This is a genomic window from Rhizobium sp. FG96 (assembly GCF_057808655.1).
Genome location: NZ_JBMDIL010000004.1, coordinates 438,127 through 456,897, shown reverse-complemented (window position 1 = coordinate 456,897; position 18,771 = coordinate 438,127). Strand labels below are relative to the sequence as shown.

Sequence of the window (18,771 nt, the reverse complement as noted above, 5' to 3'; positions counted from 1 at the left end):
GCCCATTGCGCGCTTTTGATTTATTGACACGCTTTTCAGCCTGGAGACCTCTATGAGCACTGAAAAAGATTATGTCGTTGCCGATATCGCCCTCGCAGATTTCGGCCGTAAGGAAATTACGATCGCCGAAACCGAAATGCCGGGACTGATGTCCAGCCGCGAAGAATTCGGCAAGTCGCAGCCGCTGAAGGGCGCGCGCATCACCGGTTCGCTGCACATGACGATCCAGACGGCTGTTCTCATCGAGACGCTGGTCGCCCTCGGCGCCGAAGTCCGTTGGGCATCGTGCAATATCTTCTCGACGCAGGACCATGCCGCCGCCGCGATCGCCGCAGCCGGCATTCCGGTCTTCGCGATCAAGGGCGAGTCCCTCGAAGACTACTGGACCTATACCGACAAGATCTTCCAGTGGGCCGACGGCGGCTTCTCCAACATGATCCTAGACGACGGCGGCGATGCGACCATGTACATCCTGCTCGGTGCCCGCGCCGAAGCCGGTGAAGACGTGCTGTCGAACCCGCATTCGGAAGAAGAAGAGATCCTTTTCGCTCAGATCAAGAAGCGCCTCGCCGCTTCTCCGGGCTGGTTCACCAAGCAGCGCGACGCGATCAAGGGCGTCACCGAGGAAACCACCACGGGCGTCAACCGCCTCTACCAGCTGCATGCCAAGGGCCTGCTGCCGTTCCCGGCGATCAACGTCAACGACTCCGTCACCAAGTCGAAGTTCGACAACAAGTACGGCTGCAAGGAATCGCTGGTTGACGGTATCCGCCGCGGTACCGACGTCATGATGGCCGGCAAGGTTGCCGTCGTCTGCGGTTACGGCGACGTCGGCAAGGGTTCTGCCGCTTCGCTCTCCGGCGCCGGCGCCCGCGTTAAGGTTACGGAAGCCGACCCGATCTGCGCCCTGCAGGCCGCCATGGACGGCTATGAAGTGGTTCTGCTCGAAGACGTCGTATCTTCGGCCGACATCTTCATCACCACGACCGGCAACAAGGACGTCATCCGCATCGACCACATGCGTGCGATGAAGGACATGGCGATCGTCGGCAATATCGGCCACTTCGACAACGAAATCGAAGTTGCCGCGCTGCGTAACCTCAAGTGGACCAACGTCAAGCCGCAGGTCGACCTGATCGAGTTCCCGAAGGGCAACCGCATCATCCTGCTGTCGGAAGGCCGCCTCTTGAACCTCGGCAACGCCACCGGCCATCCGTCGTTCGTCATGTCCGCGTCCTTCACCAACCAGACGCTGGCGCAGATCGAACTCTTCACCAAGCCGGAGCAGTATTCCAACCAGGTATACATCCTGCCGAAGCACCTCGACGAGAAGGTCGCCCGTCTTCACCTCGGCAAGCTCGGCGTCAAGCTGACCCAGCTTTCTGAAGAACAGGCTGCCTATATCGGCGTGAAGCCGCAGGGTCCGTTCAAGGCTGACCACTACAGATACTAATCGTATCTCGACTATCCACAACATCTTGATGGGCGCCACATTGACATTTGCGGCGCCCTTATTTTTTGCCTCCTACCTTCCCGCTGAATCCCATCCGAAGTATTGTTTTAGAACTCGATTCGTGGCCCGGACTCGTCCGTTTGCCCGAAAATGGGATGTCTTGTCGTGATGCGGCACATTGAAAGACGGAGACAGACCGGGGATGCCGGAAGAAGAAAAAAGCCTGCCGGGACAGGTGGATGACGGCGCTCGGCCGGAAGCCCACCTGAGAGCGGCAGCACAAAACGATACACTTGCGGCGGCCGGGCGGGTCGTGAAGCAAGGAAGGGGATCGCTGATGCGACTGGCGCAGATCTGCGCCGGCGGTACTGCGATTTCTGCGCTCGCACGCCCGGTGATGGCTCAGGTCGAGTCCGAAGCGGCGGCATCGGCCCATCTCTTCACCTCGTCTCAGGTCGTCGGCGTTTCCGTCGTCATCGGCGTGATTTCGGCAGCCCTGCTCTCGACACTGTGGTCAGTGCGCCAGCGCGGCAATATCGAGACCGAAAGCCGCGAGATGCGTACGGCTCTGTCCGATGCGCAGCAGCGAATTTCCCAGTACCAGGCGCTGATCGCCGACAAGAACCGCCGCATCGTCATCTGGGACGGCAATGAGCGGCCCGAACTGCTGGGCCAGCTGCCGGCCGAAACCGGCGCGCCGCAGGACAATGAATTCCTGGCATTCGGCCTATGGCTGAAGCCACGCTCGGCCTCCGAACTCGACCGCGCCATCGACCGGCTGCGCGAGGCGGCGCAGAGCTTCGATATGGTCGTCGAGACCAATCGCGATGAAATCCTGGAAGCGCAGGGCCGGGTTTCCGGCGGCCGCGCCTTCGTACGCTTCGTTGCGCTCAACAATCTGCGCGCCGAACTTGCCGAACTGAAGATCGAGCGCGACCGGCTGATGTCGTCGATCTCGGCCTTCCAGAACCTGCTCGACGCGATCGACCTGCCGGCATGGCAGCGCGATACCGACGGCCGCCTGACCTGGGTGAACCAGGCCTATGGCGATGCTGTCGAGGCGACGACGCCGCAGCAGGCAATCAACGAGAGCCGCGAGATCCTGACGACCGTCGCCCGCGAGCGCATCCGCGCCACAGCAACGCCGGAATCGCCGTTCCATGACAAGATTTCCACCGTCGTCCACGGCAATCGGACCTTCTTCGACGTTGTCGACGTCAAGGTGCCGAGCGGCTCTGCCGGTATCGCGATCGACGTTTCGGATGCGGAAGCCGTCCGCGCCGAGCTTGAGCGGACGCTGAAGAGCCATGCCGAAACGCTGGACCATCTGGCGACACCCGTCGCGATCTTCGACGGCGACCAGCGGCTGCAGTTCTATAACCAGGCTTTCGTGACCCTCTGGGAACTCGATATCGCCTTCCTCGAGCGCAAGCCTGACAATGCCGAGCTGCTGGAACGTCTGCGGGTCGCCAAGAAGCTGCCCGACCAGCTTAACTGGAAGAGCTGGAAGGATACGGCGCTTGCCGTCTATCGCTCGCTCGACACCAAATCCGACGTCTGGCACCTGCCGAACGGCCAGACGCTGCGCGTCTTCGCGACCGCGCATCCGCAGGGTGGCGCGACATGGGTGTTCGAAAACCTGACCGAACAGGTCGATCTCGAGACCCGCTACAACACGCTGGTGAAGGTTCAGGGCGAGACCATCGACCACCTTTCCGAAGGCGTGGCCGTTTTCGGCGCCGATGGCAGGGTTCGTCTTGCAAATCCGGCCTTCCGTGTGCTCTGGGGCATCACCGAAGCCGAAGCCAAGCCCGGCACGCATATCCGCGCTGTCGGCGAGGCCTGCGTGCAATCCTATGACCGGCCGGATGGCTGGAAAACCTTTGCCGAGCTGATCACCAGCTTCGACGACGAGCGCCGATCGAGCCAGGGCACGCTTGAGCTCTTCTCGGGCCTCGTGCTCGACTATGCCGTCATTCCGCTGCCGAACGCCCAGACCATGCTGACCTTCGTCAACATGACGGATGCGGTGCGCGCCGAGCGGGCGCTGACGGAAAAGAACGAAGCGCTGCGCAAGGCCGACGAGCTGAAGAACGATTTTGTCCAGCATGTTTCCTACGAGCTGCGCTCGCCGCTGACCAACATCATCGGTTTCACCGACCTGCTGCGCACGCCGGGCGTCGGCCCGCTGAACGACCGGCAGGCCGAATATATCGATCATATCGCCACCTCGTCGTCGGTGCTGCTGACGCTGGTGAACGACATTCTCGATCTGGCGACCGTCGATGCCGGGATCATGCGGCTGAACTATTCCGAGATCGATCTCAGCGACCTGCTGGACGACGTCTCGATGCAAATCGCCGACCGGCTGCAGGAAAGCGGCGTAACACTCGAGATCACCGCTCCGGCGCAGCTCGGCACGATCGTCGCCGATCCGCAGCGCCTCAAGCAGATCCTGCTGAAGCTCCTGTCGAATGCAGCGAACTTCTCGCCGGAGGGCGCGGCGATCGCGCTCGAATGCCATCGCGAAGGCACGGATTTCGTCTTCTCGGTCGCCGACCGCGGCCCCGGCATCTCGCAGGAGATGATCGCGACGGTCTTCGACCGGTTCGCCACGGGCGCGAAAAGCGGCAAGCGTGGCGGAGCGGGCCTCGGCCTCTCGATCGTCGATAGCTTCGTCAGCCTGCATAACGGCAAGGTCACGATCGACAGCAAGCCGGGCCGCGGTACCACGGTCGTTTGCCGGATTCCATCGGTGAACTTGCCGCGCGCCATCGCAGCCGCCGAATGACCGCCAGCCGAGCGCCAATCTCGCTGTTCCTGGCAGACGAAGCGGCAACGATCCGCCTCGGCGAAGATCTGGCGCTCTCCCTGAAAGCCGGCGACTGCCTGACGCTCTCAGGCGATCTCGGCGCCGGAAAATCGTCGCTGGCGCGAGCGCTGATCCGCGCTATCGCCGATGATCCGGGCCTCGAAGTGCCGAGCCCGACCTTCACGCTGGTTCAGTCCTACGACATCAGGATTCCTGTCTCGCATTTCGATCTCTATCGTCTCGCCGACGGATCGGAGCTGGAAGAGCTCGGCTTCGACGAAGCGCTGCAAAACGGTATCTGTCTCGTCGAATGGCCGGAAATGGCGCAGCACGAGATGCCTGAGGATCGCATCGTCCTGGCGCTCGAGCACGAAGGCCAGGGACGCCGCGTGACGATCACAGCACCGGAAAAGAAAGCAGAGCGGATTGAGCGCGTGCTGGCGATCCGCACGTTTCTTGGTGGTCTCGGCTATGAGACGGCCAGCCGCCGGTTCCTGACCGGCGATGCATCGCTGCGCGCCTATGAAGCCGTTTATCCGGCCACCGGCGGCAGGAAGATCCTGATGGACTGGCCGCCGCTCCCCGAAGGGCCTCCAGTTCTGGACGGCAAACCCTATCCGAAAGTCGCGCATCTCGCCGAAAACGCCTATCCTTTCGTCGCCATTGCCGATGCGCTGCGCGAGCGCGGCTTTGCGACGCCTGAAGTCTACGGCGTCGATTATCCGCAGGGAATCCTGCTGATCGAGGATCTCGGCACCGAGGGCGTTCTCGATGCTGCCGGTCTGCCGATCGCCGAGCGCTACCGCGAAAGCGTTGCCTGCCTGGCGCGGCTGCATGGCATGCAGATCCCGCAGGAGATTCCAGCCGGCAAGGATCACATCCATCACATTCCGGATTTCGACCGGACGGCCATGAAGATGGAAGCGCGCCTGCTGCTCGACTGGCATCTGCCATGGAAGCGCGGCGGCGCGGCCGCGGCCGAAGCCGAGCGCGACGAATATCTCTCGATATGGGACGCACTGATCGATCAGCTGGCGGAAGCAGAAAAGAGCCTCCTGCTTCGCGACTTCCACTCGCCCAACATCATCTGGCGCGGCGAAAAGCAGGGCGCGCAAAAGATCGGTCTCATCGATTTCCAGGACGCGATGATCGGGCCGACATCCTACGATCTCGCCTCGATCGCCCAAGACGCCCGCGTCACCATCGAACCACCGCTGTTCCGCGAGCTGATGGACGGCTATCTAGACATCCGCCGCAGCCAGGGCGGCTTCGACGAGGCTTCCTTCCTGAAAAGCTGGGCGATCATGTCGGCGCAACGCAATTGCAAGCTTGCGGGATTGTGGGTGCGTCTGCTGCAGCGCGACGGAAAACCGGGCTATCTCAAGCACATGCCGCGCACGCTCGCCTATCTCCGCGTTGCCTTGGAGCACGAGGCGCTTGCCCCCTTGCGCGAATGGTGCGCAAGGGCTGGAATAGTCACCAGCGAATCATAAGTTCCGGACCAGAATGACGATCAAACAAGCCATGGTACTGGCGGCGGGTCTCGGCACCCGCATGCGCCCGATCACCGACACGATGCCCAAGCCGCTGGTGAAGATCGGCGGCAAGCCGATGATCGATTATTCGCTGGATGCGCTGAAGCAGGCCGGCGTAGAAGTTGCTGCAGTCAACGTCCATCATTTCGCCGATCAGATGGAAACACACCTCAAGACCTATCGCGGTCTCGATGTGCTGATATCGGACGAGCGCGAGGCGCTGCTGAACAATGGCGGCGGCATAGTCAAAGGCCTGACATTGCTGGGCCGCGACACAATCTTCGTGATGAATGCCGACCTTTTCTGGATCGGCGAGAAGCCGGGCGAACCAAGCAACCTGGATCGCTTAGCCGGATTCTTCGATCCTGAGCGTATGGATATGGCCATGCTCTGCGTGCGCATCGAAGACACGACGGGCCATAACGGCATCAACGATTTCTCTATTGGCCCGGATGGACGGCTGACGCGCTATCGCGACGATCAATCCAATCCCGTGGTCTATGCCGGCGCCTTCGCCATGAAGCCCGAGTTTCTGGACGATGCTCCGCGCGATCCGTTCAACATCAACATCTATTTCGACAAGGCGATCAGCCGCGGGCGCCTCTATGGCATGATGATGGACGGCCATTGGCTGACCGTCGGCACGCCCGAAGCCGTCGGCGAGGCGGAGGAAACGATCCGGCGATTCCGGACGTTTGCCTGAGCGATGAGCGAGCGCCACCAGCCGCGAATCCTGACGATCCCTGCCGGTGTGCCCTTTCTGAAGACACTCGCGGAGACGCTCTGCGATGGCCGGTTAACACCGCATTTCCGGCACGACCCGGCCGATCCGTTATCGCTGTCGAAGGTGACGATCTACCTGCCGACGCGGCGTGCCGCACGCGTCCTGCGATCAGAATTCGTCGATCTGCTCGGCGGCCGCTCGGCGATTCTCCCGGTCATCCGGCCGCTCGGGGAAACCGACGATGACAGCGGCTACTTCGACGAGGCGCTGCCCGCGACGCTCGATCTGGCGCAGCCGCTGTCCAACACGGCCCGCCTTCTGGAGCTCGCGCGGCTGATCCTTGCCTGGCGCAACAAGCTGCCGGAGATCGTTCGCCACATCCATTCGGATTCGCCGCTGGTGGCCCCGGCAAGCCCGGCCGATGCCATCTGGCTGGCGCGCAATCTGGCGGAGCTGATCGATTCGATCGAGACCGATGATCGCGACTGGAGCGAGCTTGCCAAGCTCGATGCCGCCGACCATGCGCTCTGGTGGCAGCTGACGGCGGAATTTCTGCAGATCGCCAGCGCCTTCTGGCCGGAGCGGCTGGCCGAGCTCGGACGCTCTTCGCCGGCGCGCCACCGCAATGCGATCCTGCGTGCCGAGGCCAACCGGCTCGCAACTTCGCATCCTGCCGGGCCGATCATTATCGCCGGTTCGACCGGTTCGGTGCCGGCGACGGCCGACCTGATCGCCGCCGTAACCGATCTGCCCGAAGGCGTTATCGTGCTGCCCGGCCTCGATCTTTCCATGCCGGACGAGCATTGGCGGATGGTCGCGCCGGAGCCGATCTCCGGACGGCCCGTCAATCCGGCGAGCCGCAGCCATTCGCAATATGGCCTTTCTCATCTCCTGAAGCGGCTGAAGCTGACACGCAATGATGTCACGCCGATCGTCGAAGCGGAGCCGGCGCTGCGCCAGCGTGCCGAAGTCCTATCCCGGGCGCTCGCACCTGCAGAAGCGACCAGCGGTTGGGGCGAATGGAAGAGCGAGCTGCCCGGCGATGCCATTGCATCCGGCTTTGCCGATGTGGCGCTGATCGAAGCGGCAAACGAGCGTGAGGAGGCAACCGCGATCGCCATTGCTCTGCGCCTTGCCCTCGAGGAGCCGGGGCGAAACGGCGAAAGCCAGGCGGCGCTGATCACGCCAGACCGCAACCTCGCCCGGCGCGTCATGTCCGAGCTGGCGCGTTTCGGCATCCTCGCCGACGACTCCGCCGGCACGCCGCTGGCGGCGATGCCGCAGGGTACGTTCCTGCAGCTCGTCCTTGAGGCGACCCTGCGGCCGGGTGATCCCGTCGCGCTCGTCGCCCTGCTGAAACACCCACTGAGCCATTTCGGCCTCGACAAGGCAGCGCTCACCAGTGCCGTGGAGGCGCTTGAGCTGCTGGCATTGCGTGGCGGCGTGGCGGATGTCGATATCGCGACGCTAAACGCCCTTCTGGAACGGCAGCTCTTCGAACAGCGCGACGACCGGCATGCGCCGCACTGGCGCAAGACGCTGCCCGCCGATGCCATCGACCAGGCGCGCGATCTCGCCACACGGATCACCGGCGCCACGGAGCCTTTGGTTTCAACCCTGGTCAGACGCAGTGCCGATGGGCGCGGGCTGACTGCCAAGTTCACACTTTCCGAATGGGCGGAACGCACCGGCCGCGCGCTGGAAGCGCTGGCCCGCGATGCGCGCGGCGATCTCTCCGGCCTCTGGAGCGGTGAAGCCGGTGATGCGCTGGCCGGGCTGCTTGCCGAGGTGATGGAAACAGAGGGTCAACTGGAAGCCGACGGTCCGCAATGGATCGATATCATGGCAGCGCTTTCAGCGGGCCAGGCAGCGAAACCCCGGGCGCTCGCCCATCCGCGCGTCTTCATATTCGGTACGCTCGAAGCCCGCCTCCAGAATGTCGATACGCTGATCCTCGGCGGCCTGAACGAGGGCTCCTGGCCGGGCCAGACGGCCAATAATCCCTTCATCTCGCGGATGATGAAGACGGAGATCGGCCTGGAGCCGCCGGAGCGGCGCATCGGCCAGCTCGCCCATGACTTCGAGATGGCGAACGGCACCCGGAAGCTGATCTATTCGCGTGCGCTGCGCCAAGGCTCGACGCCGACGGTCGCCTCCCGCTGGCTGCAGCGGTTGCTGGCGCTTGGCGGCACGGACTTCGAGGCAGGCCTGAGGGGGCGCGGCGAAAAATACGTGCATTGGGTCAATCTGCTCGACGAAGGCAAGCCGCAGGCACCGGCCCAGCGCCCCTCCCCGGTTCCGCCGGCCGAGCTGCAGCCGAAATCCTATTCCTTCAGCGAAGTCGGCCGTCTGCGCCGTGATCCCTATGCGATCTATGCCCGGCGCATACTGCGTCTCGATCCTGTCGATCCCTTCAATCGCGATCCGGGCGCGGCCGAGCGCGGGACGCTCTATCACGCGATCATCGACCGCTTCGTCCGTGAAGGGCATATTGCCGGGACGCTGGAGGGTGAATCGGCAATGGAGCGCATCCTGACCGAGCTTTTCGACATGGAGGAGCTGCCGGCCCATATCGATGCCGTCTGGCGCCCACGCTTCCGCGAGGTGGCCCGCGCCTTTCTAGATTGGGAAGCCGAGCGCCGCCCGGCGATCCGCCGGACCTTTACCGAAGTTCGCGGCAGCGTCGAGCTCGATACCGTCAATATCCGGCTGACCGGCGTGGCAGACCGCATCGACATAACCGGGCCGAAGGCCGCCGATATCATCGACTACAAGACGGGTTACAACCCCTCTCCTGCCCAGGCACGTACCCTGCTCGATCCGCAGCTGGCGCTTGAAGCGGCAGCCTTGAGCGCTGGCGCCTTCCGGGATGCCGGAAGTCTGGTGCCGCAGGATCTGCTCTACGTGCGGCTGCGGCCCGGCAACCGTTTCCGCGCCGATACCGTCAACAACGAGAATTCGGCACGCAGCGACAAAGCGAAATCGGCGCTCGACCTTGCAGAAGAGTCGATCGACCAGCTGATCAAGTTCGTTTCGCTGCTGCAGTCCGGCGAGCGCGGCTTCACCTCGCGGCTCATTCCCGCCCAGCAGTTCGATTTCGGTGGGGACTACGACCATCTGGCTCGCGTTTCCGAATGGTCGACAGCGGAAGACGAGGAGGCCGGTGGTGATGAATGACGTGACGGCCCTCCCCGAGAGCGACGATCCCGGCACCTGGATCAGCTGGACGACGATCCAGCAGGCGATCGCCTCCGATCCTCAACGCTCGGCCTGGGTGTCGGCCAATGCCGGATCCGGCAAGACGCATGTTCTGACGCAGCGCGTTATCCGCCTGCTGCTTGCGGGCGCCCGGCCCTCGGCCATCCTCTGCCTCACCTATACCAAGGCTGCGGCCTCCGAGATGTCGAACCGCGTCTTTGCCCGGCTGGCCGACTGGGCTGTCTTGCCGGATGAGGAACTCAGCAAGCGGATCGGCCAGATCGAAGGCGAGATGCCTGACAGGGTGAAGCTTGCCGAAGCTCGGCGGCTGTTTGCCAAGGCGCTGGAAACGCCGGGTGGATTGAAGATCCAGACGATCCACGCCTTCTGCGAAGCGCTGCTGCACCAGTTTCCACTGGAAGCCAATGTCGCCGGACATTTCTCGGTGCTCGACGACCGGGCAGCGGCAACGCTGCTCGCGGATGCCCGGCGCTCGCTTCTGACAGCAACGGCGCCGGAAGAGGATGCGACGCTCGCCGAAGCCTTCGCCTATGTTCTCAATCTTGGCGACGAAAGCGGGCTGGAAGCGCTGCTCGAAGAGATCGTTGCCAATCGCAATGCCATCCGCCGCTTCACGGCCGTTGCCGAAGCACAGGGCGGCATCGCCATGGCCCTGCGCAAAAGCCTCAGGCTTTCGCCTACGGAGACCGAGGCCGACATCGCTAGCCAATATTGGCCGCTTCCCGATCTCTCCGGCCTGACGCTCGACCTCTACATGTCGCTTGCGGCGCAGAAGGGCGGCGCCAAGGCACAGGAAGTCGCCTACGGGCTTCGCCAGGCGTCGAACGAACGCAATGCGGCCAAGCGCGCCGAGTTGCTGGAGAAGATCTTCCTCACGGTGAAAGGTGAACCGAAATCGGATTCGCAGTTCACCGTGAAGGCAATGCTCGCCGATGCGCCGGAACTGACGGCAGCGATCGCCGCGGCGCGCGACCATGTCGTTACCTGCCGCGACCGGCTGAAGATCATGCGGATGTTTACCGCGACGCATGCCGCGCTGGTTCTCGCCGAACGGCTGAACCGCGACTACGAAGACCTGAAGAAGCAGCGCAGCCATCTGGACTTCGAGGATCTGATCACCCGTACGGCCGATCTTCTGACGAAAAGCGGCGTCGGCCCCTGGATCCATTACAAGCTCGATCAGGGCATCGATCATATCCTCGTCGACGAGGCGCAGGATACCAGCCCGATCCAGTGGAGCGTCATCCAGTCTCTGGCGGAAGACTTCTTCTCCGGCGAGAGCGCCCGGCCGGTGGTGCGCACGCTGTTTGCTGTCGGCGACGAGAAGCAGTCGATCTATTCGTTTCAGGGCGCGCGGCCGGAGCGTTTCTCCGAAGAGAGCAAGCGAACGCAGCGCAAGGTACAGGCGAGCGGCCAGCAGTTCACGCCGGTGCGCCTGCCGCTCTCCTTCCGCTCGACATCGGATGTGCTGGCTGCAGTCGACCACGTCTTCCTGCCGCCGGAGAACGCCAGAGGGCTGAGCGCCGAGGGCGAGCCGGTCATTCACCGCTCGAGCCGCATTGGCCATCCCGGTGCTGTCGATCTCTGGGAGATGGTCGCGCCCGAGACGGTCATCAAGGACGAAGACTGGACGGCTCCCTTCGATGCGACGCCGGAAAGCGCGCCGCCGGCGATCCTTGCCCGGCGCATGGCCCATACGATCGAGAAGCTCGTGGGACGCGAAACGATCGTCGAGAAGGGCAAGGAGCGGCTGATCGAGGCCGGCGACATTCTCGTTCTGGTGCGCAAGCGCGACAGCTTCGTGAATGCGCTGACCCGAGCGCTGAAGCGCCGAAACAATATTCCGGTGGCCGGTGCCGACCGTCTGCGCCTGACGAGCCATATCGCCGTGCAGGATCTTCTAGCGCTTGGCCGTTTCCTGCTTCTGCCGCAGGATGATCTCTCGCTGGCGGCGGTGCTGAAAAGTCCGCTCTTCGATCTCTCTGAGGATCAGGTCTTTGCTCTGGCCGCCCTTCGCGGCGAGCATCAGAGCGTCTGGAGCCATCTGCAAAGCTTCGGTGCCGACGGTCACGACGCCTATGCGGAAGCGGAAAAGCGGCTGAAGCTGTTTCTCGACCAGTCGCGAGCGCTCTCGGTTCACGATTTCTACGCCCGGGTGCTTGGCGTGCATGGCGGACGCCGGCAGTTTCTTGCCCGGCTCGGCACCGAGGTCAGCGACATCCTGGACGAGTTCCTGACCTTTGCGCTCGATCACGAAAGCTCCGGCTTGCCCGGCCTGCAATCCTTCATCTCGACGCTGGAGCTCGAGGCGCCGGAGGTGAAGCGCGAGCAGGACAAGGGCCGCAACGAAGTCCGGATCATGACCGTGCATGCCTCGAAGGGTCTGGAAGCACCGATCGTCTTCCTGGTCGATAGCGGTGGCAAGGCCTTTACCCACACGCATATGCCGAAGCTGCGGCTGCTTGAGACGGCCAATAGCGAGCCGATGCCGGTCTGGGTGCCGGTCAGTGATCTTGCCAATTCGCGGACGCAGGCCGATGCCGCACGCATCCAGACGCTGGCGGAAGAGGAATATCGCCGGCTGCTTTACGTGGCGATGACGCGCGCGGCCGACCGGCTGGTCGTCTGCGGCTATCGCGGCGTGCGCGCCAACGCCGAGACTTGGCATGCGATGATCTCCGCTGCGATGAGCGACAGCCATCCGCATGTGACGGCGGTGGAGTTTGACGGGCCGGACGGTAGCTGGCCCGGCGTGACGTGGCGCGTACCGCAGGTCGAGCGCAGCTTCGAACGGGCCGAGCCGCGGGAGGATCTGCAGGACAAGCACGAGCTGCCCGCAGCGATGCTCCGGCCGCTGCCGCCGCAAAGACAGCTGCCGCGGCCGCTCAGCCCATCGGGCGCCGGAACGATCATCGATGAAGAGGCGGACGATCTGCTGGTCGCTTCGCCGCTTTTCAGCGAGCCGCCGCGATCCGACCGGTCGCTGGAGAAAGGCCGCCTGATCCACCGCATGCTGCAGATGCTCCCCGATATTCCGGCAGCGGAACGCGCCTCTGCGGCCGAACGCTATGTCATCAGGACAGCGCGGCACTGGCCTCAAGGCGAACGGGACCGGCTCGTCGATTCGGTTCTGAAACTATTGACGGAGCAGAGCCTGCAGCCGGTCTTTTCGGCGCATGCGCAGCCGGAAGTCTCGATCATGGGAACGCTGACGCTTGAGGACAAGCAGTATGCGGTTTCCGGGCGGATCGACAGATTGGCCGTGCTCGACGACCGCATTGTTATTCTGGATTACAAGACGAACCGGGTGCCGCCGGAGACGGAAGAGGCCGTTCCCTATGCGCACAAGGCGCAGCTTGCGATCTATCGCGAGATCCTGGCGCCGCTTTATCCCGGCAAGCCGGTCGAATGCGTGCTGGTCTATACCGAGAACGCAGCCGTTCACCGGCTGAGCGAGCGCACCCTAGAATTGGCGCTTGCGGGACTCAAGACAAAGTGAAATACCGGTCATTGAAATTGTGACGCCGCACCATCACATGTGGGTCAACAGCAAATTCCCCGCAAAGGAGCAGCCTATGGCTACCGTGAAAGTCGATATCAATAACTTCCAGTCGGAAGTTCTGGAATCCGCAGAGCCCGTCGTTGTCGATTTCTGGGCTGAGTGGTGCGGCCCGTGCAAGATGATCGCCCCGAGCCTCGAGGAAATCTCGACCGAGCTCGCCGGCAAGGTGAAGGTCGCCAAGCTCAACATCGACGAAAACCCGGAACTGGCTGCCCAGTTCGGCGTTCGCTCGATCCCGACGCTCGCAATCTTCAAGGCTGGCGAAGTCGCTGACATCAAGGTCGGCGCCGCTCCGAAGACGGCTCTGTCGAACTGGATTTCCAGCGCCGCTTAATGCGCGTTGATATCTCAAAGAAAAAGCCCGGTTTCGACCGGGCTTTTTCATTTCGGCGGTGTGCCGTTGTCCGAGAGCACGTCGCCTACGAGGTAGAGCGACCCGCCGACCAGAATGCGCGGCGGCGGCTTTGCCGGATCGAGGATTTCCTTGATCGCATCCAGCGCTTCGCCGACCGTCGACATCGGCTCGGCAACCAGACCGGCATCATAGGCCGCGTTAGCGAGAATGACCGGGTCGATCATCGCATCGCTACCGCGGATCGGGACGCAGAAGACCTTTTCGGCCAAACCCGCGAATGCCTTGAAATAACCGACCGGATCCTTGGTGTTGATCATGCCGGTGATCAGATAAAGCGGCCGCGGCTGCTTTTCCTCGAAATTCGCCATGGCCTCGGCAATGACTTCGCCGGCGCCGGGATTGTGCCCGCCATCAACCCAGATTTCAGCACCAGCGGGCGCATTCGCCATCAGCCGACCATCGGTGAGCCGCTGCAGACGACCGGCCCACTCGACGCTTCCCAGTGCCTTTTCCATCATCGCTTCCGTGACGACGAAGCCCGCAGCCTTGACGGCGCGGATGGCAGCGGCGGCATTGGCATATTGATGGCGGCCCGGGAGGCGCGGCAGCGGCAGGTCGGCGAGGCCGAACTCATCCTGATAGACCAGGCGGCCATATTCTTCATGAGCCATGAAGTCCTGGCCGTAGACGGCGGTCGGGCAATGCAGCCGCTCGGCAGTCGACATCAGCACTTCGAGGGCGGCATCATAGGGCTGCTGGCCAATCACGACGGGATGCTTCGGCTTCATGATGCCTGCCTTTTCGGCGGCGATCAGCTCGACGCGATCGCCGAGATAGGGCTGGTGATCGAGCGAGATCGGCATGATGACCGAGACAGCCGGATCGGAGATGACATTGGTCGCATCGAAGCGGCCGCCGAGGCCGACTTCGATGACCGCGGCATCGGCCGGATGCTCTGAAAAGAGCAGGAAGGTGACGGCGGTCAGGATTTCGAAAACGGTGATCTTCTGGCCGGCATTGGCTTCAGCGACGCGGCGGACGGCACCGGCAAATACGGCGTCTTCGACGAGCTCGCCGCGGCCGCCCTTGACGCCCATACGGTAGCGCTCGTGCCAGTTGACCAGATGCGGAGAGGTATGGACGTGGACGCTATAGCCCCCCGCTTCAAGCAGGGCACGGCAGAAGGCCGTCACCGATCCTTTGCCGTTGGTACCGGCAACGTGGATAATCCGCGGGAGCTTGTCCTGCGGGTTTCCGAGAATTTCGAGCAGGCGGGTGATCCGCTCCAGCGAAAGATCGAAGCCCTTGGGGTGCAATTCCAAGAGCTTGTCGATTTCCTGTGCTGCCTCGCTCACGACGGTCTGACCCCTAGGTATCATTCGGCCCTCCGCTGAGGCAGGTTCTGGATCGATCAGGCGCTCGCTGCCAGGGCGACCGCGCTGCCATTGGTTGCAACGGTGTTTGCCGGCTTCTTGGTCAGGATCTTCAGGACGCGCGCCAGTGTATCCGGGATATCGTGGCGCTTCACGACCATGTCGACCATGCCGTGTTCCAGCAGGTATTCCGAGGTCTGGAAGCCTTCCGGCAGCTTTTCGCGGATCGTCTGTTCGATGACGCGCTTGCCGGCGAAGCAGATTTCAGCGCCCGGCTCTGCCAGATGCATGTCGCCGAGCATGGCGTAAGACGCCGTGACGCCGCCCGTTGTCGGGTTGGTGAGAACGACGATATAGGGCTGGCCTGCTTCCTTCAGCATGTCGACGGCAACGGTCGTGCGCGGCAGCTGCATCAGCGAGAGAATGCCTTCCTGCATGCGGGCGCCGCCCGAAGCCGGGAACATGACGAGCGGGCACTTTTCGGCGATAGCGCGCTCGAATGCCTTGACGATCGCTTCACCGGCAGCAATGCCGAGCGAGCCGCCCATGAAGTTGAACTCATGAACGACGGCGACGAGCTTCAGACCGCAAACCTTGCCGACGCCGGCGACGATCGTGTCTTCCTGCTCTGTCTTCAGGCGGCTGTCGCGCAGACGGTCGGTGTATTTCTTGGAATCGCGGAACTTCAGCGGGTCCTGAGCCACCTTCGGCTGGACCAGCGCTTCATATTCGCCGTTGTCGAACAGGTCGGCAAGGCGTGCCTTTGCCGGCATCTTCATGTGATAGCCGGAAGCAGGGATGACCCACTTGTTGTCTTCCAGATCCTTGTGGAAGACCATCTCGCCCGTTTCCGGGCACTTGATCCAGAGATTTTCCGGAACTTCACGGCGGCCCAGCATGGAATTGATCCGCGGGCGGACGTAATTGGTGATCCAGTTCAAATCAAAAACTCCTGATTGACTACAGCCAATGTGGGGACACTATTCGGCAGCAACAAGGCGCGCCGAACGCGTTCCGGATGAAAGACCGCGGACGAGCGTGGCAACGGCCTGAACCGTATCAGCTGTCGCTTTTCCGTCCTTGGTCAAGCTTGTGGCCACCTGATTGACGATGGCGGTGCCGACGACGACGCCATCAGCCGAGCCGCCGATGACTTTTGCATGATCGGCCGTCTTGACGCCAAAGCCGACGCAGACAGGCAGATCGGTGTGCTGCTTGATGCGCTTTACGGCGCCCGAGACCAGCGACGGATCGGGCAGAGCCGAGCCGGTGATGCCGTTCATCGAGACATAATAGACGAAGCCCGAAGTGTTCTTCAGAACGGCCGGCAGGCGCTTCTCATCCGTCGTCGGCGTTGCCAGGCGGATGAAGTTGATGCCCTTGCGGATCGCCGGAATGCAGAGCTCGTCATCCATTTCCGGTGGCAGGTCGACGACGATCAGGCCGTCGATGCCGGCGGCGAGTGCATCATCGAGAAACTTCTCGACGCCGTAGATGTAGATCGGGTTGTAGTAACCCATCATGACGATCGGCGTCGCGTCATCGGACTTGCGGAAGTCGGCAGCGAGCTGCAGCGTCTTCTTGAGCGTCTGACCGCCCTTCAGCGCGCGCTGGCCTGCAAGCTGGATCGCCGGGCCATCGGCCATCGGATCCGAGAAGGGCATGCCGAGCTCGATGATATCGGAACCGGCTTCCGGCAGCGCCTTCATGATGCCGAGCGAGGTTTCGTAATCCGGATCGCCGCCCATGAAATAGGTGACCAGCGCCGGGCGGCCCTCGGCCTTCAGATCGGCAAAGCGTTTGTCCATACGTGCGGTCATGACTTAAGCACCCATTCCGAGAATCTTGCCGACAGTGAAGATGTCCTTGTCGCCGCGGCCGGAGAGGTTCATCAGGATGATCTCGTCCTTGCCCATCTTTGGCGCGCGCTTGATGACTTCAGCCAGCGCATGCGACGGCTCGAGCGCCGGAATGATGCCTTCGAGGCGCGTCAGCGTCTGGAAGGCTTCCAGCGCTTCGTGGTCCATGATCGGAACATATTCGACACGGCCGATATCGTTCAGGTAGGAATGCTCCGGGCCGATGCCGGGATAGTCGAGGCCGGCCGAAATCGAATGGCCTTCCTTGATCTGGCCGTCGCCGTCCTGCAGCAGATAGGTTCGGTTTCCATGCAGAACGCCGGGCGAACCGGCGGTGATCGAAGCACAATGCTCGTCGCCCTGCAGACCCTTGCCGCCGGCTTCGACGCCAACGATCTTGACGCCTTCGTCATCGAGAAACGGATGGAAGATGCCGATCGCATTCGAACCACCGCCGACGGCCGCGACGACGAGATCCGGCAGACGCCCTTCGGCCTCAAGCATCTGCTGCTTGGCTTCGGTGCCGATGACGGCCTGGAAATCGCGAACCATTTCCGGATAGGGATGCGGACCAGCAGCGGTGCCGATCAGGTAATAGGTGTCTTCGACATTGGTAACCCAGTCACGCAGCGCCTCGTTCATGGCGTCCTTCAGCGTGCCGTGGCCAGCCGTCACCGGCTTCACTTCGGCGCCGAGGAGCTTCATGCGGAACACGTTCGGCGCCTGACGCTCGACGTCGGTGGCACCCATGTAGACGACGCAGGGAAGGCCGAAGCGGGCGGCAACCGTTGCCGAGGCAACGCCGTGCTGGCCGGCACCGGTCTCGGCGATGATGCGGGTCTTGCCCATGCGTTTGGCCAGCAGGATCTGGCCGATGCAGTTGTTGATCTTGTGCGAGCCAGTGTGGTTCAGCTCTTCGCGCTTGAAGTAGATCTTTGCGCCGCCGAGTTCAGCTGTCAGGCGTTCGGCGAAGTAGAGCGGGCTCGGGCGGCCGATATAGTGCGTGCCGAGATGCTTGAGTTGCGCCTGGAATTCCGGGTCGTCCTTCGCCTTGTCCCACTCAGCCTGCAGGTCGAGGATCAGGGGCATCAGCGTCTCGGCGACGAAACGGCCGCCATAGATGCCGAAACGGCCGTCTTCATCGGGGCCGGAACGGAAAGAATTCGGTTTAGGCGTATCGTTCACTCTCAACTCCCTGAAACGGTTTCGGGCTCACACGCCTTCTCGACCGCATCGAAAAATCTGTCGATCATCACGACGTCCTTGGTACCCGGGGCACTCTCGACACCGGAGGAAACGTCGATACCCGGCGCCTTGGTGATCGCCATGGCTTCGGCAATGTTATCCTTGTTCAGCCCTCCGGAAAGCATGTAATCCACGCTGTCGTCAAGCCAGCTGAGCAGGCTCCAGTCGAAGGAAACGCCGTTACCGCCGGGCAATTCAGAGCCCTTCGGGGGCTTGGCATCGAACAGGAACCGGTCGGCAATACCGATATAGGCTTCGACGCGCTGCAGATCTTCGGAGGTACGGACCGAGAAGGCCTTCATGACCGGAAGACCGTAAACGGCCTTTATGGTCAAAACGCGTTCCGGGCTTTCGTCGCCGTGCAGCTGAATCATATCCGGGCGCAAAAGCGCAACGATTTCATCGAGATCGTCGTTGGTGGGGTTCACCGTGACGGCAACGATCTTGGCCTTGCCACGGGCTGCCTCGGCAAGCCTTCCGGCGACGTCCGGCTCGATATAGCGCGGGCTCTTTTCGAAGAAGATGAAGCCGATATGGGTCGCGCCGCGCGCCAACGCGCGGTCAATCGCCTCGGCAGTCTTGAGGCCGCAGATTTTGATGTCCGGTTTCATGGCAGCGGAGTGACACGAAAAGG

At 62.7% G+C, this 18,771-nt stretch carries 12 protein-coding genes; 7 read left to right on the top strand and 5 right to left on the bottom strand.

The window, feature by feature from the left end; genetic code table 11:
* Positions 1–52 precede the first annotated feature (52 nt).
* The 7 genes from ahcY (at position 53) to trxA (ending at position 13,639) form a co-directional block, all read left to right on the top strand.
* On the top strand, positions 53–1,453 hold the full coding sequence (gene ahcY / locus ACODR6_RS10610; RefSeq protein WP_025555282.1) for an adenosylhomocysteinase: 1,401 nt from the start codon (positions 53–55) through the stop codon (positions 1,451–1,453).
* 202 nt (positions 1,454–1,655) lie between these two features.
* Positions 1,656–4,244 carry a sensor histidine kinase gene (locus ACODR6_RS10605; protein ID WP_489022502.1) on the top strand — a complete coding sequence of 863 codons (2,589 nt, stop codon included), beginning with the start codon at positions 1,656–1,658 and terminating at the stop codon, positions 4,242–4,244.
* Positions 4,241–5,758, top strand: coding sequence for a tRNA (adenosine(37)-N6)-threonylcarbamoyltransferase complex ATPase subunit type 1 TsaE (gene tsaE / locus ACODR6_RS10600; RefSeq protein ID WP_489022501.1), 1,518 nt, complete (start codon positions 4,241–4,243; stop codon positions 5,756–5,758). Before ACODR6_RS10605 ends, tsaE begins: the two co-directional genes overlap by 4 nt.
* Positions 5,759–5,771: 13 nt before the next feature.
* Positions 5,772–6,503, top strand: coding sequence for a nucleotidyltransferase family protein (locus ACODR6_RS10595; protein WP_489022500.1), 732 nt, complete (start codon positions 5,772–5,774; stop codon positions 6,501–6,503).
* Between the two features lie 3 nt (positions 6,504–6,506).
* Positions 6,507–9,701 carry a double-strand break repair protein AddB gene (addB, locus tag ACODR6_RS10590; protein ID WP_489022499.1) on the top strand — a complete coding sequence of 1,065 codons (3,195 nt, stop codon included), beginning with the start codon at positions 6,507–6,509 and terminating at the stop codon, positions 9,699–9,701.
* Positions 9,694–13,242 carry a double-strand break repair helicase AddA gene (gene addA / locus ACODR6_RS10585; protein WP_489022498.1) on the top strand — a complete coding sequence of 1,183 codons (3,549 nt, stop codon included), beginning with the start codon at positions 9,694–9,696 and terminating at the stop codon, positions 13,240–13,242. The genes addB and addA overlap by 8 nt, the downstream gene beginning before the upstream one ends.
* A gap of 37 nt (positions 13,243–13,279) precedes the next feature.
* Positions 13,280–13,639, top strand: a complete 360-nt coding sequence (gene trxA, locus ACODR6_RS10580) for a thioredoxin (RefSeq protein ID WP_162708728.1) — start codon at positions 13,280–13,282, stop codon at positions 13,637–13,639.
* A gap of 47 nt (positions 13,640–13,686) precedes the next feature.
* Here trxA and ACODR6_RS10575 read toward each other — a convergent pair whose 3' ends face one another.
* The 5 genes from ACODR6_RS10575 to ACODR6_RS10555 are packed head-to-tail and all read right to left on the bottom strand — an operon-like array spanning position 13,687 to position 18,748.
* A complete protein-coding gene (locus ACODR6_RS10575; RefSeq protein WP_489022497.1) occupies positions 13,687–15,039 on the bottom strand; it encodes a bifunctional folylpolyglutamate synthase/dihydrofolate synthase in 1,353 nt (450 codons plus the stop codon).
* A 32-nt stretch (positions 15,040–15,071) separates the two neighbouring features.
* Positions 15,072–15,974, bottom strand: a complete 903-nt coding sequence (gene accD / locus ACODR6_RS10570; RefSeq protein WP_489022496.1) for an acetyl-CoA carboxylase, carboxyltransferase subunit beta — start codon at positions 15,972–15,974, stop codon at positions 15,072–15,074.
* A 39-nt stretch (positions 15,975–16,013) separates the two neighbouring features.
* Positions 16,014–16,853: a tryptophan synthase subunit alpha gene (gene trpA / locus ACODR6_RS10565; protein ID WP_130282937.1), complete on the bottom strand. Its 840-nt coding sequence runs from the start codon at positions 16,851–16,853 to the stop codon at positions 16,014–16,016.
* Positions 16,854–16,856: 3 nt separating this feature from the next.
* Positions 16,857–18,077 (bottom strand): tryptophan synthase subunit beta, encoded by a 1,221-nt coding sequence (gene trpB, locus ACODR6_RS10560; RefSeq protein WP_489022495.1) that lies wholly within the window; start codon positions 18,075–18,077, stop codon positions 16,857–16,859.
* A 2-nt stretch (positions 18,078–18,079) separates the two neighbouring features.
* The gene (locus tag ACODR6_RS10555) at positions 18,080–18,748 is read right to left on the bottom strand and encodes a phosphoribosylanthranilate isomerase (protein ID WP_130282941.1); all 669 of its coding nucleotides are present in this window, start codon (positions 18,746–18,748) and stop codon (positions 18,080–18,082) included.
* Between the last annotated feature and the right edge of the window lie 23 nt (positions 18,749–18,771).